This window comes from Mucilaginibacter sp. P2_A5, from assembly GCF_056404995.1.
Window position 1 is genome coordinate 100196 of the sequence record NZ_JBFUCY010000002.1, and the last position, 18982, is coordinate 119177.

Below are 18982 nucleotides of genomic sequence, written 5' to 3' on the forward strand. Positions count from 1 at the left end.
GTACATTTAAAAATGAATTTCATTAAAAACATGCCCACGCTTACACGCCTGCAATGGGTGATATGGATAGCGGTGTTTTTTATCATCTTTTTTTCGATACTGCCGGTTGATGGCTTTAAACATGCCAGCGTTTTTACTATCATCAGCATGGCTTTTTACCTGCTGGTTATTTACGGCAACATTAAATTTTTGTACCCCCGTTTTTATGAAAAAGGCCGCCGGGTACAGTATGTAATTTATGTGGTGCTGTTACTGGTTATCGGCGGCGTGGCGCGTGGCTATTTAATCATGTACTCGTACAATACGTTTTTTGCCAGCCGCCCCGAAAAAATGACTTTTAGCATGATACTTAATTTTGTGGTGGCCGGGTTCATGACCTATCTGCTCAGCTTTATTTTCAGGATAGCGCTGGCTTATTTCGAAATTAAGCAACAATCAGAAAAAATACTGGTGCAAAAAAGCCAGGCCGAGTTAAACCTGCTTAAATCGCAGGTGCAGCCGCATTTCCTGTTCAATACCCTCAATAATATTTATTACGAGGCTTATGTCGATTCGCCACGCACCGCCAAACTGGTAGAGCAGCTATCCAACATTATGCGCTATTTTGTGGATGAAAGCCCAAAAGACGAAGTATCCGTCAATACCGAGATCCAGTTTTTGGAGAATTACATCGCGCTGGAAAAAATCAGGATCAGGCACGAAATAGACATCAATTTTATACAGGATTGCAGCCCGCACCTGCAAATACCGCCTATGCTACTCATGACCTTTGTTGAGAATATTTTTAAGCACGGCATTGATAAAGCCAGTATCGACAATAAAATTGAACTGGCGCTGGTGCAACAGAACCGTTACCTGACGTTTGAAACCAAAAACCGTATTTTTAATCAAAAATCAGCGGATGCCGCAGGCGGCTTCGGGATCCAAAATTTGCGTAAACGGCTTGCGCTGCTTTATGGCGATAAGTTTGAGCTGACCATTAGCGATAGCGAAGAAATGTTTACAGCCTTTTTAAAAATTCCATTAGCATGAATTTAAGCTGCATAATTATCGACGATGAACCAAACGCGGTTAAGCTGCTGGAAATGATGGTTGGCCAGTATACCAAATGGGCGCTGCTGGCCAAATGCTACGATGCACTGGAAGCCATGGCCTTTTTAAAGGAACAAAAGGCCGATTTTATTTTCCTGGATATCAACATGCCTCAACTTACCGGTATGGAGCTGGCCGGCCTGCTATCAAAAGATACCAAAATTGTTTTTACCACCGCCTACTCGCAGTACGCTGCCGAAAGTTATACCTTCCAAACCATCGACTATTTATTGAAGCCCATAACGCTTGAACGTTTTTTGGCCGCCCAATTAAAAATTGAAGCTTATTTTACAAAAACACAAACCAACGAAAAAATGATGCCGGCAGTAGGCAACGAATACTTTTTTGTAAAATCGGGCAAGGAACTGCGCAAGATTTTACTGGATGATATTCAATATTTTGAAGGGCAAAAGGAGTACGTGCGCCTGGTAACCAGTACCGAACAGCTGCTTATATACCGCCGCATAAAAGATATCGACGAGCAGCTTTCGCCGCCATTTGTACGCGTGCACAACTCCTATATTGTAAACACCCGCCAGCTTAACAAAATAATGGACAACCACATTTACATAGCCGGCAAACAAATCCCCATCAGCGAGAAATTTAAAGATGCCTTTATGGGGGTGATACAGCAGCGGATATTTTAAAGTGCGCCTTTAGGCTTTGCACATTCTGCTTTTAGCTTCTACTTAATTCATCAAATAATTAAAATATATCATTGGATTCCAAATCGAAACGCATAAATTCAATTGTTTAAAAAACAACCCGAAATGAGCACCATAAGCCTTAAAATAACCGACGAAACTTTTGGCGGAAAGATCCTGAACGAGATAAGCATAGCCGTATCTGCAGAGCGGTTAACCGTTAAAGATATTATTGAGGCCCGGGTTTATGCCGAGGTTGAAGATTACAATAAACGCATGCCCCTGGTTTTTAAAGGCCTGGTTCAGCCTAATGATGCCGAAATTGCTTTAAACGGGTTCAAGGTAAAACCGGCAAAAAAAGTAGATGCCGAGAAACAGCTTTATACCGCGCTTGATGCTTTTCAAAAAAACGGCTTTTTTGTACTGATTGATAACAAACAGGCCGAATTGCTGGATGAGGAGGTGATAGTTACTAAAGACAGTACGGTTAGCTTTGTAAAACTAACACCACTTGTAGGAGGCTGATCATGGGCATAGCCGATTTCCTGAAACAGCTTTTGGCTAAAGATAAGCCTTCGGCAAACCCCGCGCCGGTGGAAGATAAACCCGACCGGAAGCTTTTTGACCACCTTATTGATGCCACCTGGGATGAATTTGGCGAAAGCAAATGGTGGTGGAGTTTTAAAGCAACAGAATCGGCAACTTTTAACAATAACGTTCTGCAACTTACCGGCAAGCAAAAAGTTTCTTTTATCATTTACATGGTTAAAAAGATACATAGCTTTTACAACAACCACTCCAGCTACTCGATGGGCGATAGCAAGTATCAAAAGTTAGATATCTGCCGCGCGTTTTTAGGCCACTTGTTTAAAACCAGGATTGATATGGACGATGATGACTTTGAGCTCATGATCAACACCGCTATCTTATACAGCAAAAAGAATGGCTTCGTAAAAGTTCCGTTAAAGAGCATATTAAACCAGCTTCAAAAAAAATTCGAGGGAGGGCCTTTACCCAAAAAACTACATACAGTGCTCATGGTATTGCTTCGCAAACTGGATAAAGAAAAAGACTTTTGTACAGAGATAGAAGCCTCAAAGCTTAAAGAACAAATTAACCTAATATTATCCCCGCCCGAAAACAGCGAAACGGCACAGCCGGTTCTTTTCCCTGGCGACGATGATTTTCCAGCCATAGTAAACAGGGCTGTCGCTTTATTACCCACCAATGAAAAAGCGCTGTGGTACCAGCTTTTTGCAATGGGTAAAAGAGCTGGTGGTGCCAAACCATCCAAAAAATATATTGATGAGGGCAAAGCCATTATTGACCAGCTTGGTTTGGATAAGTTTAAACAAACATTTATGCCCTGGCTGGATCATTTAATCAATCTTAAAGAGCGGGAAATACGCGTGCAGCCCTATAACTATATCACGTATGAATGGATATCGGCGCCTGCCACCGAATGCTTTAAGGGCCTGGTATGGATTTGCGCCCGTTTAAATGACACCCAGCTAATTAACCGCATAGCGCTGCTGGCCAACAGGGCCTACCGTAAAATTCCGGGCCACGGGCAAACATCTACATCCATTGGCAACGCGTGTTTGTTTGCCTTGTATAAAACAGAGGGACTGGAGGGAATAGGGCACCTATCGCGGCTTAAGATCCGCATAAAACTGAACAGCACTTTAAGCCTAATTGAAAAATACCTGCAGCAAGCCGCCGAAGAAAGGGGCATCCCGGTGGGCGATATAGAAGACCTGGCCGTTGATGATTTTGAATTGGCCAATGACCAGCGAACGTTTGACATAGGCGGATTTAAGGCCATATTAAAAATAGAAAAGGTTGGTAAAGTAAATATCAGCTGGCAAAAGACCGACGGTACCATCCAGAAAACTGAGCCATCGGCTGTTAAAGAAAAACACGCGGAGGAGTTAAAGGAATTAAAGCTTACAGCCAAACAGGTTGAAACTAATTTAAGCATCCAGCGCGACAGGCTCGACGGAAGTTTTAAACAGGGCCGCAAAATGTCATGGGCGCATTTTGAAACCTATTACTTTAACCATGGCCTTGTGGCCTATTTATGCCGCAAACTGATCTGGACGTTTGAAACCACCGCTGGCCTGACTGACGCTTATTGGATTGACGGAAACTGGATAAACCAGCAGCAACAAGTACTGGATGTGGCAGATGTAAAAAGCGTGATGCTATGGCACCCTGCAACATCAACCGTTAATAACGTGAGGGCGTGGCGGGCTTTTTTGATGGAGAAACAAATTCAGCAGCCAATTAAACAAGCTTTTAGGGAAATTTACCTGCTTACCGATGCCGAAATTAATACGCGCACCTACAGCAACCGCATGGCAGGCCATTTACTTAAGCAACATCAATTTAGCTCGCTGGCAAGCGTGCGCGGCTGGCAATATACCATACAAGGCCAGTTTGATAATGGTGCCAATGGAACCGCAAGTATCAAATTACCTGCTTTTAACCTTGTAGCCGAATATTGGACCAACGCTGTTGATGGCGAAAATGCGGTGAGTGGCATGGGAATTTTTAATTACGTAGCCACAGACCAGGTAAGATTTACATCAACCCAAACAAGCGAACCTGTTGTTTTAATTGACATTCCTGTTGTGATATTTTCTGAGGTGATGCGCGATGTCGACCTGTTTGTTGGTGTCGCCAGCGTAGGCAATGACCCTAACTGGCGCGATAATGGCGGTTTACCCGCCTATCGAGATTATTGGCAGGCTTACTCCTTTGGCGATTTGACCGAGGTGGCCAAAAACCGGAAGGAGATTTTAACGCGCCTGTTACCACGCTTAAAAATAGCTAAAGTAGCCGAAATTAAAGACAAATTCCTGGTGGTTACCGGGAAGAAAAGAACGTATAAAATACACCTGGGCAGTACCAATATTTTGATGGAACCTAATGATCAGTACCTGTGTATAGTGCCGGACCGTACTCAAAAAAACATAACCGAAAATGTATTTTTACCCTTCGAGGGCGATAATGGCCTTTCGGTTATTATCAGCAAAGCTTTTTTACTGGCCGATGATGATAAAATTAAAGACGATACCATTACCCGTCAAATTGAACACCGGTAAGAAGTTATCAAGGCTTCACGTTTATCATTACAAACCATCCTTAAAAACTGTTGTTAAAAAATACATGAAAGCATTTGATCATCAATCAGGCCAATACCTTGCTATTGGCGACGCCCGGATATGCTACGAAGTGGCAGGCACCAGCGGTAAGCGGGTATTGCTGGTGATGCATGGCGGTTTTGGAACACTGGAAGATATGGCGGTTTTTTCTGATATTTAGTGCCAAAACAATAGGTAGTACTATGGAAAATAACGCCGCATACTGGATCAATAAACTAAACCTGCAACCCCATCCCGAGGGCGGTTTTTATAAAGAAGTTTTTCGTTCGAAAATTGGTGTAACTGCTACAAACAACTCCAAGTTAAAACAGGCCATCACGTCTATTTATTACCTGTTGGAGGGAAATGATTATTCGGGTTTCCACAGGCTAAAGTCCGACGAGATCTGGTATTTTCATAAGGGATCGCCATTACAGATCCATGTACCTGACAACGCGGGGCTACTCCAAAGCATCGAACTTTCTGACCTTGAAACCGGCAACCTATCTGTAGTGATCCCGGCCGGTTTATGGTTCGCGGCCGAAATCCCATCCAAACATGGGTTTTGCCTGGCAAGTTGCGCCGTTGCACCGGGATTTGATTTTAGCGAATTTGAAATGGGCGAAAAGGACGCGCTATGCCAGGGCTATCCACAGTATGCGGCCCTGATAGCTAGGCTTTGCCGTTAGAGGTGACAGGGTGAGACACGAAGGATGTATCAGCAATGCATGATCGATAGAAAAGTTCGCGAATAGATGCTTCGTTCCTACCCATGACACTTTTTATTTTTGAATGTCATTTTCCGTTCAGAAGTTCGCCAGATTTTACCAAGCAGGGTGGTAATCTATTTATTTGGATGACTTAAACGCTGCCACACAAATCAACTTAATTTATGCGTTAAAGTGGTAAACAAAAACTATCTCGCCGGTAAAGGCCGGTTTCTTTTGATCTTTAATTTCCAGCGTGGTTATCATGGTGGCTTTAATGGGGCCGCGCAGGTTTAACAGGCCGCCAAGCTTTACTTTTAACCGCACTTCCGAATCAACCAGTACGGCCTGCCCAAAGCGGAAGTTTTCAATGCCGTAGTTAATCTCCATCTTCAGGTTTTCAACCTTCACAATTTCCTTCCATAAATAAGGCACAAGCGATAAGGTAAGGTAGCCATGGGCTATAGTTGTACCAAACTGGCTTTCGGTTTTGGCCCTTTCCGGATCGGTGTGGATCCATTGGTGGTCTAATGTAGCATCGGCAAATTTGTTGATTTGTTCCTGGGTAATTTTGTACCATGACGAAACGCCAAGCTCGTTCCCTATTTGCGCTTCAAATTCCGCGAAGTTATTGATGGTTAACATTGATGGTCAGTTTATTGGATTAAAAGTTGGCGAAGTTACAAAAATTTAACAATCCTGGTTTTCATATCTCCTGTAAGGGCAATCGTTTTTAAAAACAACGTTATTAGCGTTCCACCGGAACACTGGAACATGCGGAGCGCCCTGGAACACTATTTGTGCTGACAGTCAGCACTTTAGCGATTTTCATTTTTGAGCGACGGAACACCATTTACATTGACTATGAACGACTTAGCGTTTTTGGGGATTTGAACACTACTCCACTGTCCAGGCCGAAATACCATATGCCGGGAGGGTTACAGGCATCTTTCCATCAATAGCTTTGGCAATATCTTTCCCTATAAATTCCCCTGTCTTTTTACCTTCGGCATAAGGCGCGTCTACGGTTGCGGCCTGCTCTTTATCAGATAAATTAACTACCACAATTACCGCCTTATCTCCAAACTGCCTGATGAACGAAAAAACCTGGTCGTTATTATTAATCAATGTTTTATAGCTGCCTTTGGTAATTGCCATGTTTGATTTACGCAGGCTGATCATCGCTTTGTAGTAATTAAACAATGAGTTGGGATCTTTCCGTTCTTCTTCCAACGATATGCCATCGTTAGGTTTATCATCGTTAAACTGGTCTTTATAAGGGCCGGTTTGTTTATACCAATAGGCCATTCCCTTGCCCTGGCCTGATGCATACCATTCAAAGGCTTGCCGTTCGGGAATTTCGTTGGCATCGGTAGCGCCAAATTTGGCGCTGCTGCCGGTCATGCCCAACTCCTGCCCGTAATAAATGGCTGGCACGCCGCCCATCAGCAGGTTAAGGGCGCAGCCCACTTTTAGCTTGGCCAGGTTGCCTTTTACTTCGGATGCAAAGCGCGGTACGTCATGGTTCTCAACAAAAACCACCTGTTCTTTGCCTGGCGGCAGCATGGCCAGGGTCGAATCGACGTTGGCCATCAATAAATCTTTCCTGAACAGGCGGATGGCAAAAGCCAGCCGTAAGCCAAACACGCGGTCGACCCCTCCTTTTTGCAGGTAATCCAATCCTAAACCAAACCAGTTGGCCTGCTCGGCCACAATTTTTATTTGAGGATTAATAGCCCGCAGTTTGGTTAACAGCGGGTTCCAGAAGGTATCGAACAAATGGGGCAATGTTCCTTTGTTATCCAGGTTATCCATCATATGATCTAAACGGAAACCATCAACGCCGTCGTCAAACCTGCCATCCTTATTCGGGTCCATCCAGTAGCTAAAAAGCTGGTAATTGTATTCCTTTGATTTTTGGCTATTTAAATTGGCCGTGGTAATTTTATGAGTTACCCCATCATAGCCCTTTAGTTCGGTGAGGTTGTATACTATAGTCGATGGCTTTTTATTCTCTTTGTCATCCCACAAAATATAATCGGAATATGGCGATTTCGGGTTACCAAAGGCCTCCTTCCACCATTCAGAATCTTCGGTAACATACTGGGTTTCCATATCCATATAAAACTTCATGCCCCGTTTGTGCAGTTCTTTTATCAAAGCCAAATAATCCTGAAGTGTGCCATACCTGGGGTCGATCTTTTTAAAATCGATAGCGAAGTAATTGTGATAATAAATGGATTCATAAAGCGGTGTGCATAAAATGGATGTTACCCCCAACTCCTGTAAATAATCCAGCTTTTGGCGGATGCCGTTCAGGTCGCCATGATTATCGCCATTGCTGTCGAAAAAGCTGCGCTCAAAAATATGATAGATGATCTCGTCGTCATCGCCCTTTTGTTTGCCCGGAGACGCAAATGAGGATAAGGCGAGACACAGCAAGCCCGCAAAAGCGACGAATATTTTTATTTTCATGGTGTTATAACTGGCATGTAAAACAACAGAAACATGTACCAATATACAATGAATAAATAGCATATAAAATAGCACATCTTATCTTAAAAAATTGCATTTATGGTCGTGGCGGCGGGTTTATATATTTTGGTTGGCTAATATAGGCCATTATTAGCCGGTTTATACATGCTTGACCCGCGCCTTTTGTCGAAATTACCCGGTAGTAACCCATAACCGCCTGTAAAGTTGGCGCTGATAAAATGTGCAAAAACGTAACCCACTGAGAATTAATTTATTAAAAATTAAACTGCTAAGAATTATCATTTTTATGTCAATTAGACCGGGGTACGTATACCATTTTTGAAAATTTAAACGTTAATATGCTTTGCGGGCGTTCTTGCCTGCAAATAGTGATAAGGTTTAGGTTTAAAGTCCCCAAGCAGCGAGTGCAAGGGGACTTTTATTTTAGGGGGAATTTTGAATTAAGCCAATATCATCATTACTTCGTATTTGGGGTTTTATGATTGTTTGTCAATCCGGTTTCCACCGTACATTCAACCAGAGAGATCGTTTTCAAATATCTTAAAAGCTGTTTAAATTTGATTTATAAATGCTTTATGCTCTTAATGAAGGCGCGGCGATGCGTATCGCGTGGCGGCGAAGACTCACCCGGCGAGGCTGCGCCCGCCACCCTCTCTTCGGCTTCGCCGGAAAGAGGGGTTTGAAAATTTATATTTCATAACATCCTTATAATCAATAAATAAAGCCAGGCCGGGTGGGTGGTAGATTTCGTTCAAGCGAATGTTTGTAAATCCTCACAAAACGGTAAGAAGCAAAGGGATTGACTTATTTCCCTTAGCGTCATTCGTCTTTGCGCGAAAAAATAACCAACTTAACCAAATCCGACGTCGTTGAATGCAACCATGACACAGAAATACTTTAAAATATCATACTTATTACGGCAACCTGCGCAGCTTTGACGATAGCCACTTTGAGCAGTTTGATATCGTTTTAACTACCTACGGCGTGGTAAGGATAGATGTAGAACACCTATCGAAATTTAACTGGCACTATATCATCTTAGACGAAAGCCAGGCCATTAAAAACCCTGATGCACAGGTTACCAAATCGCTGCAGATACTGAGCGCCAAAAATAAATTAATACTTAGCGGTACGCCTGTGCAAAACAACACGCACGATTTATTTGCGCAGTTTAATTTTATCAATCCCGGGTTTTTAGGCAACCGCGAGTTCTTTAAACGTGAATTTGCAGGCCCTATAGATAAGTTTGCCGATAAGCAAAAGGCCGAGCAACTACGCCGTATGGTTTATCCGTTTATGCTGAGGCGTACCAAAGAGCAGGTAGCACCCGATTTGCCCGATAAAACCGAAACCATATTATGGTGCAGCATGAGCAAAGCGCAACGGGCTATGTACGACGAGTATAAGAACTATTACCGCAACATGCTGCTCAAAAAAATTGATGAAGAAGGCATGGGCAAATCCGGCATATATGTATTGGAAGGCCCGCTCCGGCTCCGCCAGATCTGCGATCACCCGACCTTATTAAAAGATGAAACATACCCGGATAATGAATCTGTAAAAACAGAAGAACTGATGCGCGAGATCCAGGAAAATTCCGGTGGCCATAAACTACTGGTGTTTTCGCAATTTACCGAGATGCTGAATTTAATAAGTAAAGAGCTTAAAGCGGCCGGCTTGCCTTATTGTTACCTGGATGGCAGTACCCCTGGCGCTAAGCGCAAAGACGAGGTAAAGCGTTTCCAGGAGGATGAAAGTATTAAGGTGTTCCTGATCTCGCTAAAGGCAGGCGGTGTAGGGCTTAACCTTACTGCTGCAGATTATGTTTATTTAGTTGACCCGTGGTGGAACCCGGCAACTGAGCAGCAAGCTATCGACCGCACACATCGCATTGGCCAAACCCGTAAAATTTTCGCCTACAAAATGATCTGTAAGGACACTGTAGAGGAAAAAATACTATTGCTACAGCAAAAAAAGAAAACCCTGGCCGATGACCTCATCAATGAAGACAGCGGATTTGTGAAGAAACTGAACAAGGAAGATATAGCGTTTTTATTTAGTTAGGGTTTAATTTGGCCGATATCAGTTTAACTTTTTGTTTAACATCCTATCCCTGTGATCCTGTATAAAAGCCTTACAATCGGCTACGCAGGTATTCATTTAGGGATTTGGAGTACCAATCATAAATTTTTTTCATGAATTTATTGATAGGATTGTGTTTTTGCGTCTAAAAGATAAATTAGGGCAATGCCTTCGGCCCGGGCTCTCCGCTTATACTGCACAAGCCTTAGCCACATTGGCCGGTATTCGCTCCTATCCCTATTGCAAGGCAATTAAGTTAAATGTATTTAATTTTTAACTACGTGTAATATTCGCCATCCCATGGTTCCTGAAAAGAAATGGTCGAACTTGGCTCAAGATCAATGCTTTCGTTTTCCTCATTCACAACAAGGCCAAATTCAATGTTTTCAATTACAGTCTTAAATGGTTTTACACAGATATCTTTAAATTCAACCCTCCCAAGCTCATTAACCATGGTATCGAGTTTTTGAGCTATCTGGTCACAATCGCACTCGGCTGTGGAACCAGCAAACCAATGTTTGGTAGCCAGGTGGTTGCCCTTTGCGTCAAAGGTATGTACAATTACATACTCATGTCGGTATTTGCGCCAGTCATTATCGTTAAACGAACCACGCGGCTGAGAAAGTACAAATGTTTCATATGCCCAAAAAGTCTTCCGTCATCAACCTGCCCCAGGTAGTGGGTGTGGTAATCTTCCATTCTGTTTATGGGAATAATTTCTGGTATAATCATGTTGCGCTTAATATGAAACTAATATATAAATAAACCTTTAGGGGGGCGAAACCTGTTGTTAATTCTTTATCTACAATCCTATCCTGCATAATCTTGTATAAAAACTTTACGATCTGCTAAGAGGCATTCGTGTCGGGGTTTGGTACACTTGTCATTAGATTTTCCGGACTTTAGATTTGATGACAGGATTCCGTTTCAAATTAAATTCCATATTTTGCCCAATACAAGTCCGGATAAACTGCAACCGATGATAAAATTATCTTCACGTCTAAAACGGCGAAGGCCTTAAGGTAGTTAATTGGCACAACAACAAATTATTTATGCCGCCGTGCAACGTTGTAAAATAGCTTGCGTCTATTAACCTGAAGCTTAACGCAATTGGAAGCAATATTTGTAGATAAACATTACACACTGGTGCTGGAGTGCAAGCAAGGGAGCAAGAAAGCTTCCTATGAGCTCTATCGCCTGTATGCCAAAGCGATGTTGAACGTCGCCTTTAGGATAGTGGGCAATATTGGCGAGGCCGAGGATGTTTTGCAGGAAGCTTTCCTTGATGCTTTTAACAAGCTGAAGGATTTTAGGCAGGAAACTACCTTTGGGCTTTGGCTCAAACAAATAGTGGTAAACAGGTCAATAAATCTGCTGCGTAAACGGAAGCTGGAGCTTATTGAAATAGAGGGCGATCACCTGGAAAATATCGCCGATGAAGAGCCTGAGGATGAAGACGACGTGCAATACCAGGTAGCGCTGGTTAAAGAGGCTATGAAACAATTACCGGATGGTTACCGGCTTGTATTATCCCTTTACCTGCTGGAAGGTTACGATCATGAAGAAATAGGACAAATATTGAATATATCTGAAAACACATCAAGAACGCAGTTTTTGAGAGCTAAAAGAAAATTAATGGAAATTTTAAAAGGAAGAGGAAAAGTGTCATGAGCAAGCGATTTGAAGATTTCATGAAAAATAATCACGAGGAATTTGACGAGATTGAGCCATCGGCAGATCTGTGGAGTAAAATAGAGGCGCGTTTAGATACGCTGGATGCGCCAAAAAAGCGCGAAGCCAAAACTTTCTCACTCACTTTCGTGCTAAAAATGGCGGCCTCTATCATCGTGGTAATGGGGATAGGTTTCGCGGCTTATATCCAAAGCCAAAAAGGCCCAAAAACCGTTGACCTGGCCGCCATTAACCCCGAGTATGCCAAACAACAGGTGCATTATGCGTCAATGGTTAAAACGCAGCTTACCCAGCTTAAAACAGCATCAAAAGGTGATCCGCAGTTGTTTAAAGAGTTTACTGCCGAGATTGCCAAAATGGATTCGACCTATAAAAAACTAAATAGCGATTTAGCCACAAGCCCTAACCAGGAACGTGTTTTACGTGCAATGATCCGGAACTTGCAAATACAAACCGATGTGCTTAGTCAGCAATTAAATGTAATAGAGCAGTATAACGAGACTAATAAAGATCAACAAGATGAAATCAAAAATATTTAAACCTTTCCTGTTTACGCTGATGGTTTTATTGGCCATAGGCAACATTGGCTTTGCGCAACAAAAACCCACAAAACCAGCTAAACCTGCAAAACCGGCCGTAGCACCTAAAGTAGCCCAATCGGCTGATGATGACGACAGCGACGATGATTCGGATATGGATTCGAAGGATTATCAGCAAAAAATGAAAGATCTGCAGGCAAAAATGCACGATCTGCAGGCAAAAATGAACTCGCTTAACAGGCAAAAGTTCAACAAAACCATGAAGCAGAACATGAAGCATTTTAGCAAAAGCTTTAAGGGGTATGATAAAACTTTCAAGTTTGATAGCTTAAAAGGTTTTGCCTATAAGTTTAACGACAGCATGCTAAACTTCGCTTATAAATTTGATACCCATATAGCCCCGATGATAGCCTATGGCTTTAAAGATTTTGACAAAAATTTCAACTTTAATTTCAACGTTGATGGCGACGACGATAACAAAGTGCAAACCGGCGACGAGGTTGTAAAAACAAAAAACTACAGCAAAAGCTACAGTGTTGATGCCAACGATGTGATTAATATCGACAATAAATTTGGCAAAATAACGGTAAACACCTGGGCTAAAAACGAGGTAAAGGTTGATGTACAGATAAAAGTGACCACCAATGATGCCGATAAAGCGCAAAAAATGCTGGATAACGTAAATATCCAGGATAGTAAGGATGGCAACGGGGTTTACTTTAAAACCTCAATAAATTCCAATAATGACAACAACAGCTCATGGGGTGGCCTGTTCAGAAGTGGTAATTCGGTACGGTCAATGGAAATAAACTATACAGTTTATATGCCTGCAAAAAACCCGCTCACCATCAACAATAAATATGGTGCTACTGACCTGCCCGATCTTGGCGGGAAACTTATCATCAGCAATTCCTACGGCAGCCTGGTAGCCAAAGCACTAAGCAACACCGGTAACCAGATCAGGGTAAAATACGGGAATGCCACCATTGGAAACCTAAGTGGCAGCAACCTTGACGTAGCTTACGGCAGCCTGAGCCTGGGCGATTGCGATAAGCTTAATGCTAACCTGAGCTACAGCTCGGCAAAAATTGGCCGCATCAAAACATCGGGTAACATCAATGTTAAGTTTGGCGGCGGTATTAGTATTGAAGATGTAGACAAAAACCTGAAAGATCTTTCTGTACGGTCGTCATACTCCAGTATAAAACTTGGCCTGGGCGACAGCCAAAGCGCCGATTTTGACGTAACCGTGCGCTACGGCAGCTTTAATTATGGCAACCACGATGTAAGCCTTACCAGCAAAAGCCCTGCCGATGGTGAACGTGGTTTTAACCCCACCAAAAACTATAAAGGCCATTTTGGCAAAGGCGGTTCGGATAAAACCATCACCATCAATTCAACCTTCGGAAGTGTAAACTTTGATTAAGCGATAAATTCATCCTTTTACACAAGCCCTTGCCCTAAAAAGCAGGGGTTTTGTTATTTTTGAGCTTAATCACATTGCGCACCTATGGATTTATCAATATTTGCCCAGGCCGAAACGTGGATCTCGCTGCTTACACTTACCGTTTTAGAGATTGTTTTGGGTATCGATAACATTGTGTTCATCTCCATTTTATCAGATAAACTGCCCGCAAAACAGCAAAGCAAAGGCCGCCGGGTTGGTTTAGGCATGGCCATGATTACCCGGATCCTGTTGTTGCTATCCATCAGCTGGGTGATGACACTTACGGCGCCCCTGTTTAACCTGAGCCACCTATTTAATATTACCGACCCTGGATGGGCAGAAAAACTGGCCATATCCGGCCGCGACCTGATCCTGATCATCGGCGGCCTGTTCCTGATTTATAAAAGCACCGCCGAAATTCACCATAAAATTGAAGGCGAAGACGAAAACAGCGAGACAGTAAAACCGCAGGGCTTTGTGGCTACCATTATCCAGATCATGTTGCTGGATATTGTTTTCTCTTTAGATTCTGTAATAACCGCCGTAGGTATGGCCAGCCATGTCGAGATCATGATCCTGGCGGTTATCATTGCCGTAGGCATTATGATGTGGGCATCAAACAGCGTATCGGGCTTTGTAAACAAACACCCCACGGTTAAAATGCTGGCGCTATCTTTTTTACTGCTGATAGGCGTATCGCTATTGGCCGAGGCCTTTGAGCAGCACATTCCCAAAGGATACATCTACTTCGCCATGGCGTTTTCGGTTTTGGTAGAGTTGTTGAATTTAAAAATGAAAGGGAATAGAGTCAAGAAACAAGAGGCAAGAATCAAGAAATAGATATATGATCATCTTCGGGGCACAGCAAAACGAGTTTTTTCTTCTGTCTTGATTCCTGACTCTTAACTCTTGATTCTCCTTCAAAACACCCTGCACAACAACCCCTTCAAATACTCTCCTTCAGGGAAAGAAGCCCTTACCGGATGGTCTTCCGGCTGATGGAACTGGTATATAAATTGCACCTGCTTACCGGCATCTAAAGCCGCCCAGGCTATTACCTGTTTAAAAGTTTCCATATCCATAGCGCCCGAGCAGGAGTAAGTGGCAAGCAGGCCACCTTTGTTCAGCAAAAGCATACCCAACCGGTTCAGGTCTTTGTAAGCGCGGGAAGCTCTTGTTAGGGCTGAGCGCGATGGCGCGTATTTAGGTGGATCGAGCACGATAAGGTCAAACTTTTCACCATCGTCCCTGAATTTACGGAGTTGGGTATTAACGTCGGATTTAATGGCGGTATGTTTATCTGCATCCAGCTTGTTAAGCAGGATGTTTTCCTTTAACGTTTCAATGGCCAGGGCCGAGCTATCTACACTGGTTACAAACGCAGCGCCGTTTTTGAGGCTGTTTAGCGTAAAGCCGCCGGTATAGCAAAAGCAATCCAGTACTTTTTTGTTTTTGGCATAAGTGGCAACTACGTGGCGGTTATCCCGCTGGTCGCAATAAAAGCCGGATTTTTGGCCCTCGGTAATGTTGATGCCGTAAACCACATCGTTTTCCAGCACCTCCACAATTTCGGGTGGCGGGTTGCCGGCCAATACTTTATTTTCGGTTTCGGCCATGCCTTCGTGTGCGCGGGAAGCTGCGTCGCTTTTATCCGAGATACTTTCGGGGTTTAGCAGCTTTTGCAATTCGTCAATAATAACCGGCATCATACGTTCCATACCCGATGTAAGCACCTGCACGGCCAAATGCCCGGCGTATTTATCAACTATAAGCCCTGGCAGGTAATCCGATTCGCTAAAAACCAGCCGGCAGGTATTGGTGCCATTTTCAAGCACATTGGCACGGCTTTTAACCGCCATAGCCAATTTGCCGCGAAACCAGTCGTCGTTGATTGTTACGGTCTCATCCCACTCCAATAGGCGCAGCGCAACGCGGGATTGATCGTTATAAAAACCATAGGCCATAAATTCGCCTTTGGCATTAAGCAGGCGTACAACATCGCCATTGGCCGGCTTACCCTTTACTTTATCAATAGCCCCCGAAAATACCCAGGGATGCCTTTGCACAACAGCTTTCTCTTTGCCTTTACTTAAAATAACGTCAATCATGGGTGTAAAGGTAGTAAATTAGTGAATGGGGAGTGGTGAGTGGTGAGTAGTTGTGTATAGGTTTTAAAACGGGTCTATTGCGCAAACAAAATACTCACTCAATCAAATTAATCAACTACTCACCGCTCACCATTCACCACTCCCCATTAAACCATTCGTCATTTTATTACTCCAACACAATATTTTCCAATTAAAAACATTTGGTATCTTAGTATCCGAAACATAAACATGAGAAAAATTTACCTATTGGTAGCTACCGTGCTATTGGCATGTTGTAGCTATAAAAGCTATGCCCAGGTGCCGCGCATTCCTGAGGCCAGTTCTACGCAAACTATTATCCAGGATTTTGGCCTGGGCAAAATAACTATTACCTACTCGCGCCCAAATGTTAAAGACCGTAAAATTTTTGGTGGCATCATCCCCTGGGGCGAAGTTTGGCGTACCGGCGCCAATGCGGCCACTGTAATTACCTTTTCTGAAAAGGTTTTGATTGAAGGCAGTAGTGTACCCGCAGGCAGTTACTCGCTTTTCAGTATCCCCGAAAAAAATGAGTGGACCATCATATTAAACAAAGTAGTTAAACAGTGGGGCGCTTACAGCTATAAACAATCAGAAGATTTTTTGCGCTTTACCGTGAAACCCATGCGCGTGAGCGAAAAACGCGAAACCTTTACTATGGCCTTTGCCAATTCAACCACCAAATCATCTGACCTGTACCTGGTTTGGGACCATACTTCGGTTATGATTCATTTACAAACAGATGATGATGCTAAAATAACCGCCAATATTGATGAATTGATGAAAGGCGACCGGAAGCCTTACTATTTTAACGCCATCCAATATTACTACGAAAACAATAAAGATGTTGATAAAGCCTTAGGCTGGGTTTACGAAGCCGAAAAAATTGAGCCCAAAGGCCCATGGTACAAATTATGGGAATCGCGCTTGCTATTACGCAAAGGCGATAAAGCAGGCGCTATTGCCGCCGCTGAAGCTGGCATAGCGCTATCTAAAGCCAGTAAAGACGATGAATACGAACGTTTAAATAAAGAAGCGCTGGATCACGCGAAAGATTAAGAGCCTCACCCAACGCTCTGCAAAGGAGAGGGCTTTAAAAACACATATAAAAAAAGGCTTTTTGCTTGATGCAAAGAGCCTTTTTCTTTTCCCTTCTCGAGAGCTACTGTGGGCGCGACGACATAGCGCATAAGCAGGGGCGTGTTCCGCGTTCCGGGTAGCAGATTTAGGTTGCCTCAGCAACAACCCTTTTTTTCCCAACCAACCTGTTCAACACAAGGCCCAAAATCATGACCAGGAAACAACCTATCGGGTTAAGCCACAGGTAAGCTACGGTTTTGGTTAGGCCTAAATATATGATGGCAGCTTCGCTTAAGATAGCGGCAATAAATACAGCATTGCTGTTTATGCGTTTCATATAAAAGGCTACCACAAATACACCCAGCACGGTACCATATATGTATGATCCCAACTGGTTTACTGCCTCGAGCAGGTTGCCCAGCTTGCTGGCATATAAAGCCATAATTACACATACTACGCCCCAAAATACAGTTGCCAGGCGCGATGCATTCAGGTAATTTTGGTCGGATGCATTCTTGTTTATGGTCCGTTTATAAATATCAACCACCGTTGTAGATGCCAGCGAATTTAACGCACTGGCTGTTGAACCCATTGACGCCAGGAATATGATGGCTATTAATAGCCCCACCAATCCGCGCGGCAGGTATTGCTTTACAAAGGTAAGAAACACGTAATTGGTATCGTTATCATCGGCACCGGCGTTACTTTTCTTCATCACGTCAATGGCCTGCTTCCTGATGTCTTTGGCTTGCTTATCGGCATTTTTGAGGGCGGCCTGGGCCTGGCTTACCTGGATGGGATCTTTACTGTCAAAGGCCTTAATCAGGTCGTTGGTTTTGGCTTTTCGCTGTTCAAAGGCCTGGGTATATTGTTGGTCGAGCTGGTTGTATGCTGCGGCGTAGCTGCCTTTACGCACATTATCCACCTCGTAATTATTAAAAAACATGGGCGGCCGGTTAAACTGGTAAAAGGCAAATACCAACACGCCAATCAGCAGGATCAAAAACTGCATCGGAATTTTGATCAAGCCGTTCATAATCAACCCCAGGCGGCTTTGCCCAATGGAGCTACCCGTAAGATAACGCCCAACCTGGCTTTGGTCGGTACCAAAGTATGATAGTTGCAAAAAGAAGCCCCCTATAAGCCCGCTCCATACGTTATAGCGGTTGTCCCAGTCAAACTTCCAGTCAATAACGTTCATGCGGCCAAGTTTGCCCGCCATTTTTAGCGCGTGCGTAAAACCAACGCCTTGCGGCAGTAAGCTCACTACCAAAATTCCCGCCAAAAACATCCCGGCGAAAATAATGCTCATCTGCAGCAGCTGGGTATATGATACCGCTTTACTGCCGCCGTAAACGGTATAAAATATCACCAGGCCACCTATAAACAGCGTGGTATAAACGGTGTTGATGTTTAATATGGTTGATAAAATGATAGCCGGCGCATAAATAGCCACCCCTGTTGATAAGCTCCTAAGCACCAAAAACAGGAACGATGTAAGCGCCCTTGTTTTCAAATCAAACCGCTGCTCCAGGAATTCGTAAGCTGTATAAACCTTCAGCCTGCTAAACATGGGTACAAACGTAACGCAAAGCACGATCATGGCCAGCGGCAACCCAAAATAGAACTGCACAAAACGCATCCCATCAGAATACGCCTGCCCGGGGGCCGAAAGAAAGGTGATGGCGCTGGCCTGCGTTGCCATAACCGAAAAGCCAACATGGTACCAGGGCAACGAGCGGTTGCCCATCAAGAACTGGTCGATATTTTTATTATTGCCGCTTTTCCAGATGCCGTAGGCAACTATACCAAAAAGGGTGAGGGCTAAAACAATCCAGTCGGGTAAGCTCATTCAAAATATTTTGTAACGAGCCAAAATACAAAAACTAAAAAAACCAGCCATGCGACTACGATGCCGTAAAACTGGTTCC

At 43.6% G+C, this 18982-nt stretch carries 17 protein-coding genes and 1 pseudogene; 13 read left to right on the forward strand and 5 right to left on the reverse strand.

The annotated features are described in order from the left end of the window. Positions 1–12 precede the first annotated feature (12 nt). From AC1DXF_RS02100 to AC1DXF_RS02125, 6 genes are all read left to right on the forward strand, one after another. Positions 13–1032, forward strand: coding sequence for a sensor histidine kinase (locus AC1DXF_RS02100; protein WP_477445629.1), 1020 nt, complete (start codon positions 13–15; stop codon positions 1030–1032). Next, positions 1029–1739, forward strand: a complete 711-nt coding sequence (locus AC1DXF_RS02105; protein ID WP_477445631.1) for a LytR/AlgR family response regulator transcription factor — start codon at positions 1029–1031, stop codon at positions 1737–1739. The genes AC1DXF_RS02100 and AC1DXF_RS02105 overlap by 4 nt, the downstream gene beginning before the upstream one ends. Positions 1740–1862: 123 nt before the next feature. Continuing rightward, positions 1863–2261 (forward strand): hypothetical protein, encoded by a 399-nt coding sequence (locus AC1DXF_RS02110; RefSeq protein ID WP_477445633.1) that lies wholly within the window; start codon positions 1863–1865, stop codon positions 2259–2261. A gap of 2 nt (positions 2262–2263) precedes the next feature. Further along, positions 2264–4843 (forward strand): DUF4132 domain-containing protein, encoded by a 2580-nt coding sequence (locus tag AC1DXF_RS02115; RefSeq protein ID WP_477445635.1) that lies wholly within the window; start codon positions 2264–2266, stop codon positions 4841–4843. A gap of 64 nt (positions 4844–4907) precedes the next feature. Beyond that, positions 4908–5063 (forward strand): hypothetical protein, encoded by a 156-nt coding sequence (locus AC1DXF_RS02120; RefSeq protein ID WP_477445637.1) that lies wholly within the window; start codon positions 4908–4910, stop codon positions 5061–5063. Between the two features lie 22 nt (positions 5064–5085). Beyond that, complete coding sequence (locus AC1DXF_RS02125; RefSeq protein WP_477445639.1) at positions 5086–5571, forward strand: cupin domain-containing protein; 486 nt, start codon at positions 5086–5088, stop codon at positions 5569–5571. A gap of 201 nt (positions 5572–5772) precedes the next feature. On the opposite strand, the gene AC1DXF_RS02130 is transcribed toward AC1DXF_RS02125, so the two are convergent. Both AC1DXF_RS02130 and AC1DXF_RS02135 read right to left on the reverse strand, forming a co-directional pair. Further along, complete coding sequence (locus tag AC1DXF_RS02130) at positions 5773–6234, reverse strand: MaoC family dehydratase (RefSeq protein ID WP_477445640.1); 462 nt, start codon at positions 6232–6234, stop codon at positions 5773–5775. 252 nt (positions 6235–6486) lie between these two features. Beyond that, the gene (locus AC1DXF_RS02135; protein WP_477445642.1) at positions 6487–8064 is read right to left on the reverse strand and encodes an alpha-amylase family glycosyl hydrolase; all 1578 of its coding nucleotides are present in this window, start codon (positions 8062–8064) and stop codon (positions 6487–6489) included. 942 nt (positions 8065–9006) lie between these two features. Here AC1DXF_RS02135 and AC1DXF_RS02140 point away from each other — a divergent pair. Together AC1DXF_RS02140 and AC1DXF_RS02145 are read left to right on the forward strand one after the other, a co-directional pair. Continuing rightward, positions 9007–9594, forward strand: a pseudogene (locus AC1DXF_RS02140) (DEAD/DEAH box helicase); the annotation flags it as partial. Between the two features lie 63 nt (positions 9595–9657). Next, on the forward strand, positions 9658–10149 hold the full coding sequence (locus AC1DXF_RS02145) for a DEAD/DEAH box helicase (protein WP_477446070.1): 492 nt from the start codon (positions 9658–9660) through the stop codon (positions 10147–10149). Positions 10150–10444: 295 nt separating this feature from the next. On the opposite strand, the gene AC1DXF_RS02150 is transcribed toward AC1DXF_RS02145, so the two are convergent. Beyond that, the gene (locus tag AC1DXF_RS02150; RefSeq protein ID WP_477445644.1) at positions 10445–10621 is read right to left on the reverse strand and encodes a hypothetical protein; all 177 of its coding nucleotides are present in this window, start codon (positions 10619–10621) and stop codon (positions 10445–10447) included. A 656-nt stretch (positions 10622–11277) separates the two neighbouring features. Here AC1DXF_RS02150 and AC1DXF_RS02155 point away from each other — a divergent pair. The 4 genes from AC1DXF_RS02155 (at position 11278) to AC1DXF_RS02170 (ending at position 14685) form a co-directional block, all read left to right on the forward strand. Next, complete coding sequence (locus AC1DXF_RS02155; protein ID WP_477445646.1) at positions 11278–11838, forward strand: RNA polymerase sigma factor; 561 nt, start codon at positions 11278–11280, stop codon at positions 11836–11838. Next, entirely contained in the window at positions 11835–12398 is a 564-nt protein-coding gene (locus AC1DXF_RS02160) for a hypothetical protein (RefSeq protein ID WP_477445648.1), read from the forward strand. Before AC1DXF_RS02155 ends, AC1DXF_RS02160 begins: the two co-directional genes overlap by 4 nt. Further along, entirely contained in the window at positions 12379–13824 is a 1446-nt protein-coding gene (locus AC1DXF_RS02165) for a DUF4097 family beta strand repeat-containing protein (protein WP_477445650.1), read from the forward strand. Before AC1DXF_RS02160 ends, AC1DXF_RS02165 begins: the two co-directional genes overlap by 20 nt. An 84-nt stretch (positions 13825–13908) precedes the next feature. Beyond that, positions 13909–14685, forward strand: a complete 777-nt coding sequence (locus tag AC1DXF_RS02170) for a TerC family protein (RefSeq protein ID WP_477445652.1) — start codon at positions 13909–13911, stop codon at positions 14683–14685. Between the two features lie 80 nt (positions 14686–14765). Here the strand turns inward: AC1DXF_RS02170 and AC1DXF_RS02175 are convergent, their stop codons facing one another. Next, positions 14766–15953 carry a class I SAM-dependent rRNA methyltransferase gene (locus AC1DXF_RS02175; RefSeq protein ID WP_477445654.1) on the reverse strand — a complete coding sequence of 396 codons (1188 nt, stop codon included), beginning with the start codon at positions 15951–15953 and terminating at the stop codon, positions 14766–14768. 228 nt (positions 15954–16181) lie between these two features. Between AC1DXF_RS02175 and AC1DXF_RS02180 the strand changes: the two genes are divergently transcribed. Continuing rightward, positions 16182–17030: a DUF2911 domain-containing protein gene (locus AC1DXF_RS02180; protein ID WP_477445656.1), complete on the forward strand. Its 849-nt coding sequence runs from the start codon at positions 16182–16184 to the stop codon at positions 17028–17030. Between the two features lie 166 nt (positions 17031–17196). On the opposite strand, the gene AC1DXF_RS02185 is transcribed toward AC1DXF_RS02180, so the two are convergent. Then, positions 17197–18903 carry a sodium:solute symporter family protein gene (locus AC1DXF_RS02185; protein ID WP_477445658.1) on the reverse strand — a complete coding sequence of 569 codons (1707 nt, stop codon included), beginning with the start codon at positions 18901–18903 and terminating at the stop codon, positions 17197–17199. Positions 18904–18982 lie beyond the last annotated feature (79 nt).

What these genes read in the sequence shown, in the direction of transcription:
- AC1DXF_RS02100 (WP_477445629.1), top strand. Translation starts at nt 13, where the DNA reads ATGAATTTCATTAAAAACATGCCCACGCTTACACGCCTGCAATGGGTG.
- AC1DXF_RS02105 (WP_477445631.1), top strand. Translation starts at nt 1,029, where the DNA reads ATGAATTTAAGCTGCATAATTATCGACGATGAACCAAACGCGGTTAAG.
- AC1DXF_RS02110 (WP_477445633.1), top strand. Translation starts at nt 1,863, where the DNA reads ATGAGCACCATAAGCCTTAAAATAACCGACGAAACTTTTGGCGGAAAG.
- AC1DXF_RS02115 (WP_477445635.1), top strand. Translation starts at nt 2,264, where the DNA reads ATGGGCATAGCCGATTTCCTGAAACAGCTTTTGGCTAAAGATAAGCCT.
- AC1DXF_RS02120 (WP_477445637.1), top strand. Translation starts at nt 4,908, where the DNA reads ATGAAAGCATTTGATCATCAATCAGGCCAATACCTTGCTATTGGCGAC.
- AC1DXF_RS02125 (WP_477445639.1), top strand. Translation starts at nt 5,086, where the DNA reads ATGGAAAATAACGCCGCATACTGGATCAATAAACTAAACCTGCAACCC.
- AC1DXF_RS02130 (WP_477445640.1), bottom strand. Translation starts at nt 6,234, where the DNA reads ATGTTAACCATCAATAACTTCGCGGAATTTGAAGCGCAAATAGGGAAC.
- AC1DXF_RS02135 (WP_477445642.1), bottom strand. Translation starts at nt 8,064, where the DNA reads ATGAAAATAAAAATATTCGTCGCTTTTGCGGGCTTGCTGTGTCTCGCC.
- AC1DXF_RS02150 (WP_477445644.1), bottom strand. Translation starts at nt 10,621, where the DNA reads ATGGTTAATGAGCTTGGGAGGGTTGAATTTAAAGATATCTGTGTAAAA.
- AC1DXF_RS02160 (WP_477445648.1), top strand. Translation starts at nt 11,835, where the DNA reads ATGAGCAAGCGATTTGAAGATTTCATGAAAAATAATCACGAGGAATTT.
- AC1DXF_RS02165 (WP_477445650.1), top strand. Translation starts at nt 12,379, where the DNA reads ATGAAATCAAAAATATTTAAACCTTTCCTGTTTACGCTGATGGTTTTA.
- AC1DXF_RS02170 (WP_477445652.1), top strand. Translation starts at nt 13,909, where the DNA reads ATGGATTTATCAATATTTGCCCAGGCCGAAACGTGGATCTCGCTGCTT.
- AC1DXF_RS02175 (WP_477445654.1), bottom strand. Translation starts at nt 15,953, where the DNA reads ATGATTGACGTTATTTTAAGTAAAGGCAAAGAGAAAGCTGTTGTGCAA.
- AC1DXF_RS02180 (WP_477445656.1), top strand. Translation starts at nt 16,182, where the DNA reads ATGAGAAAAATTTACCTATTGGTAGCTACCGTGCTATTGGCATGTTGT.
- AC1DXF_RS02185 (WP_477445658.1), bottom strand. Translation starts at nt 18,903, where the DNA reads ATGAGCTTACCCGACTGGATTGTTTTAGCCCTCACCCTTTTTGGTATA.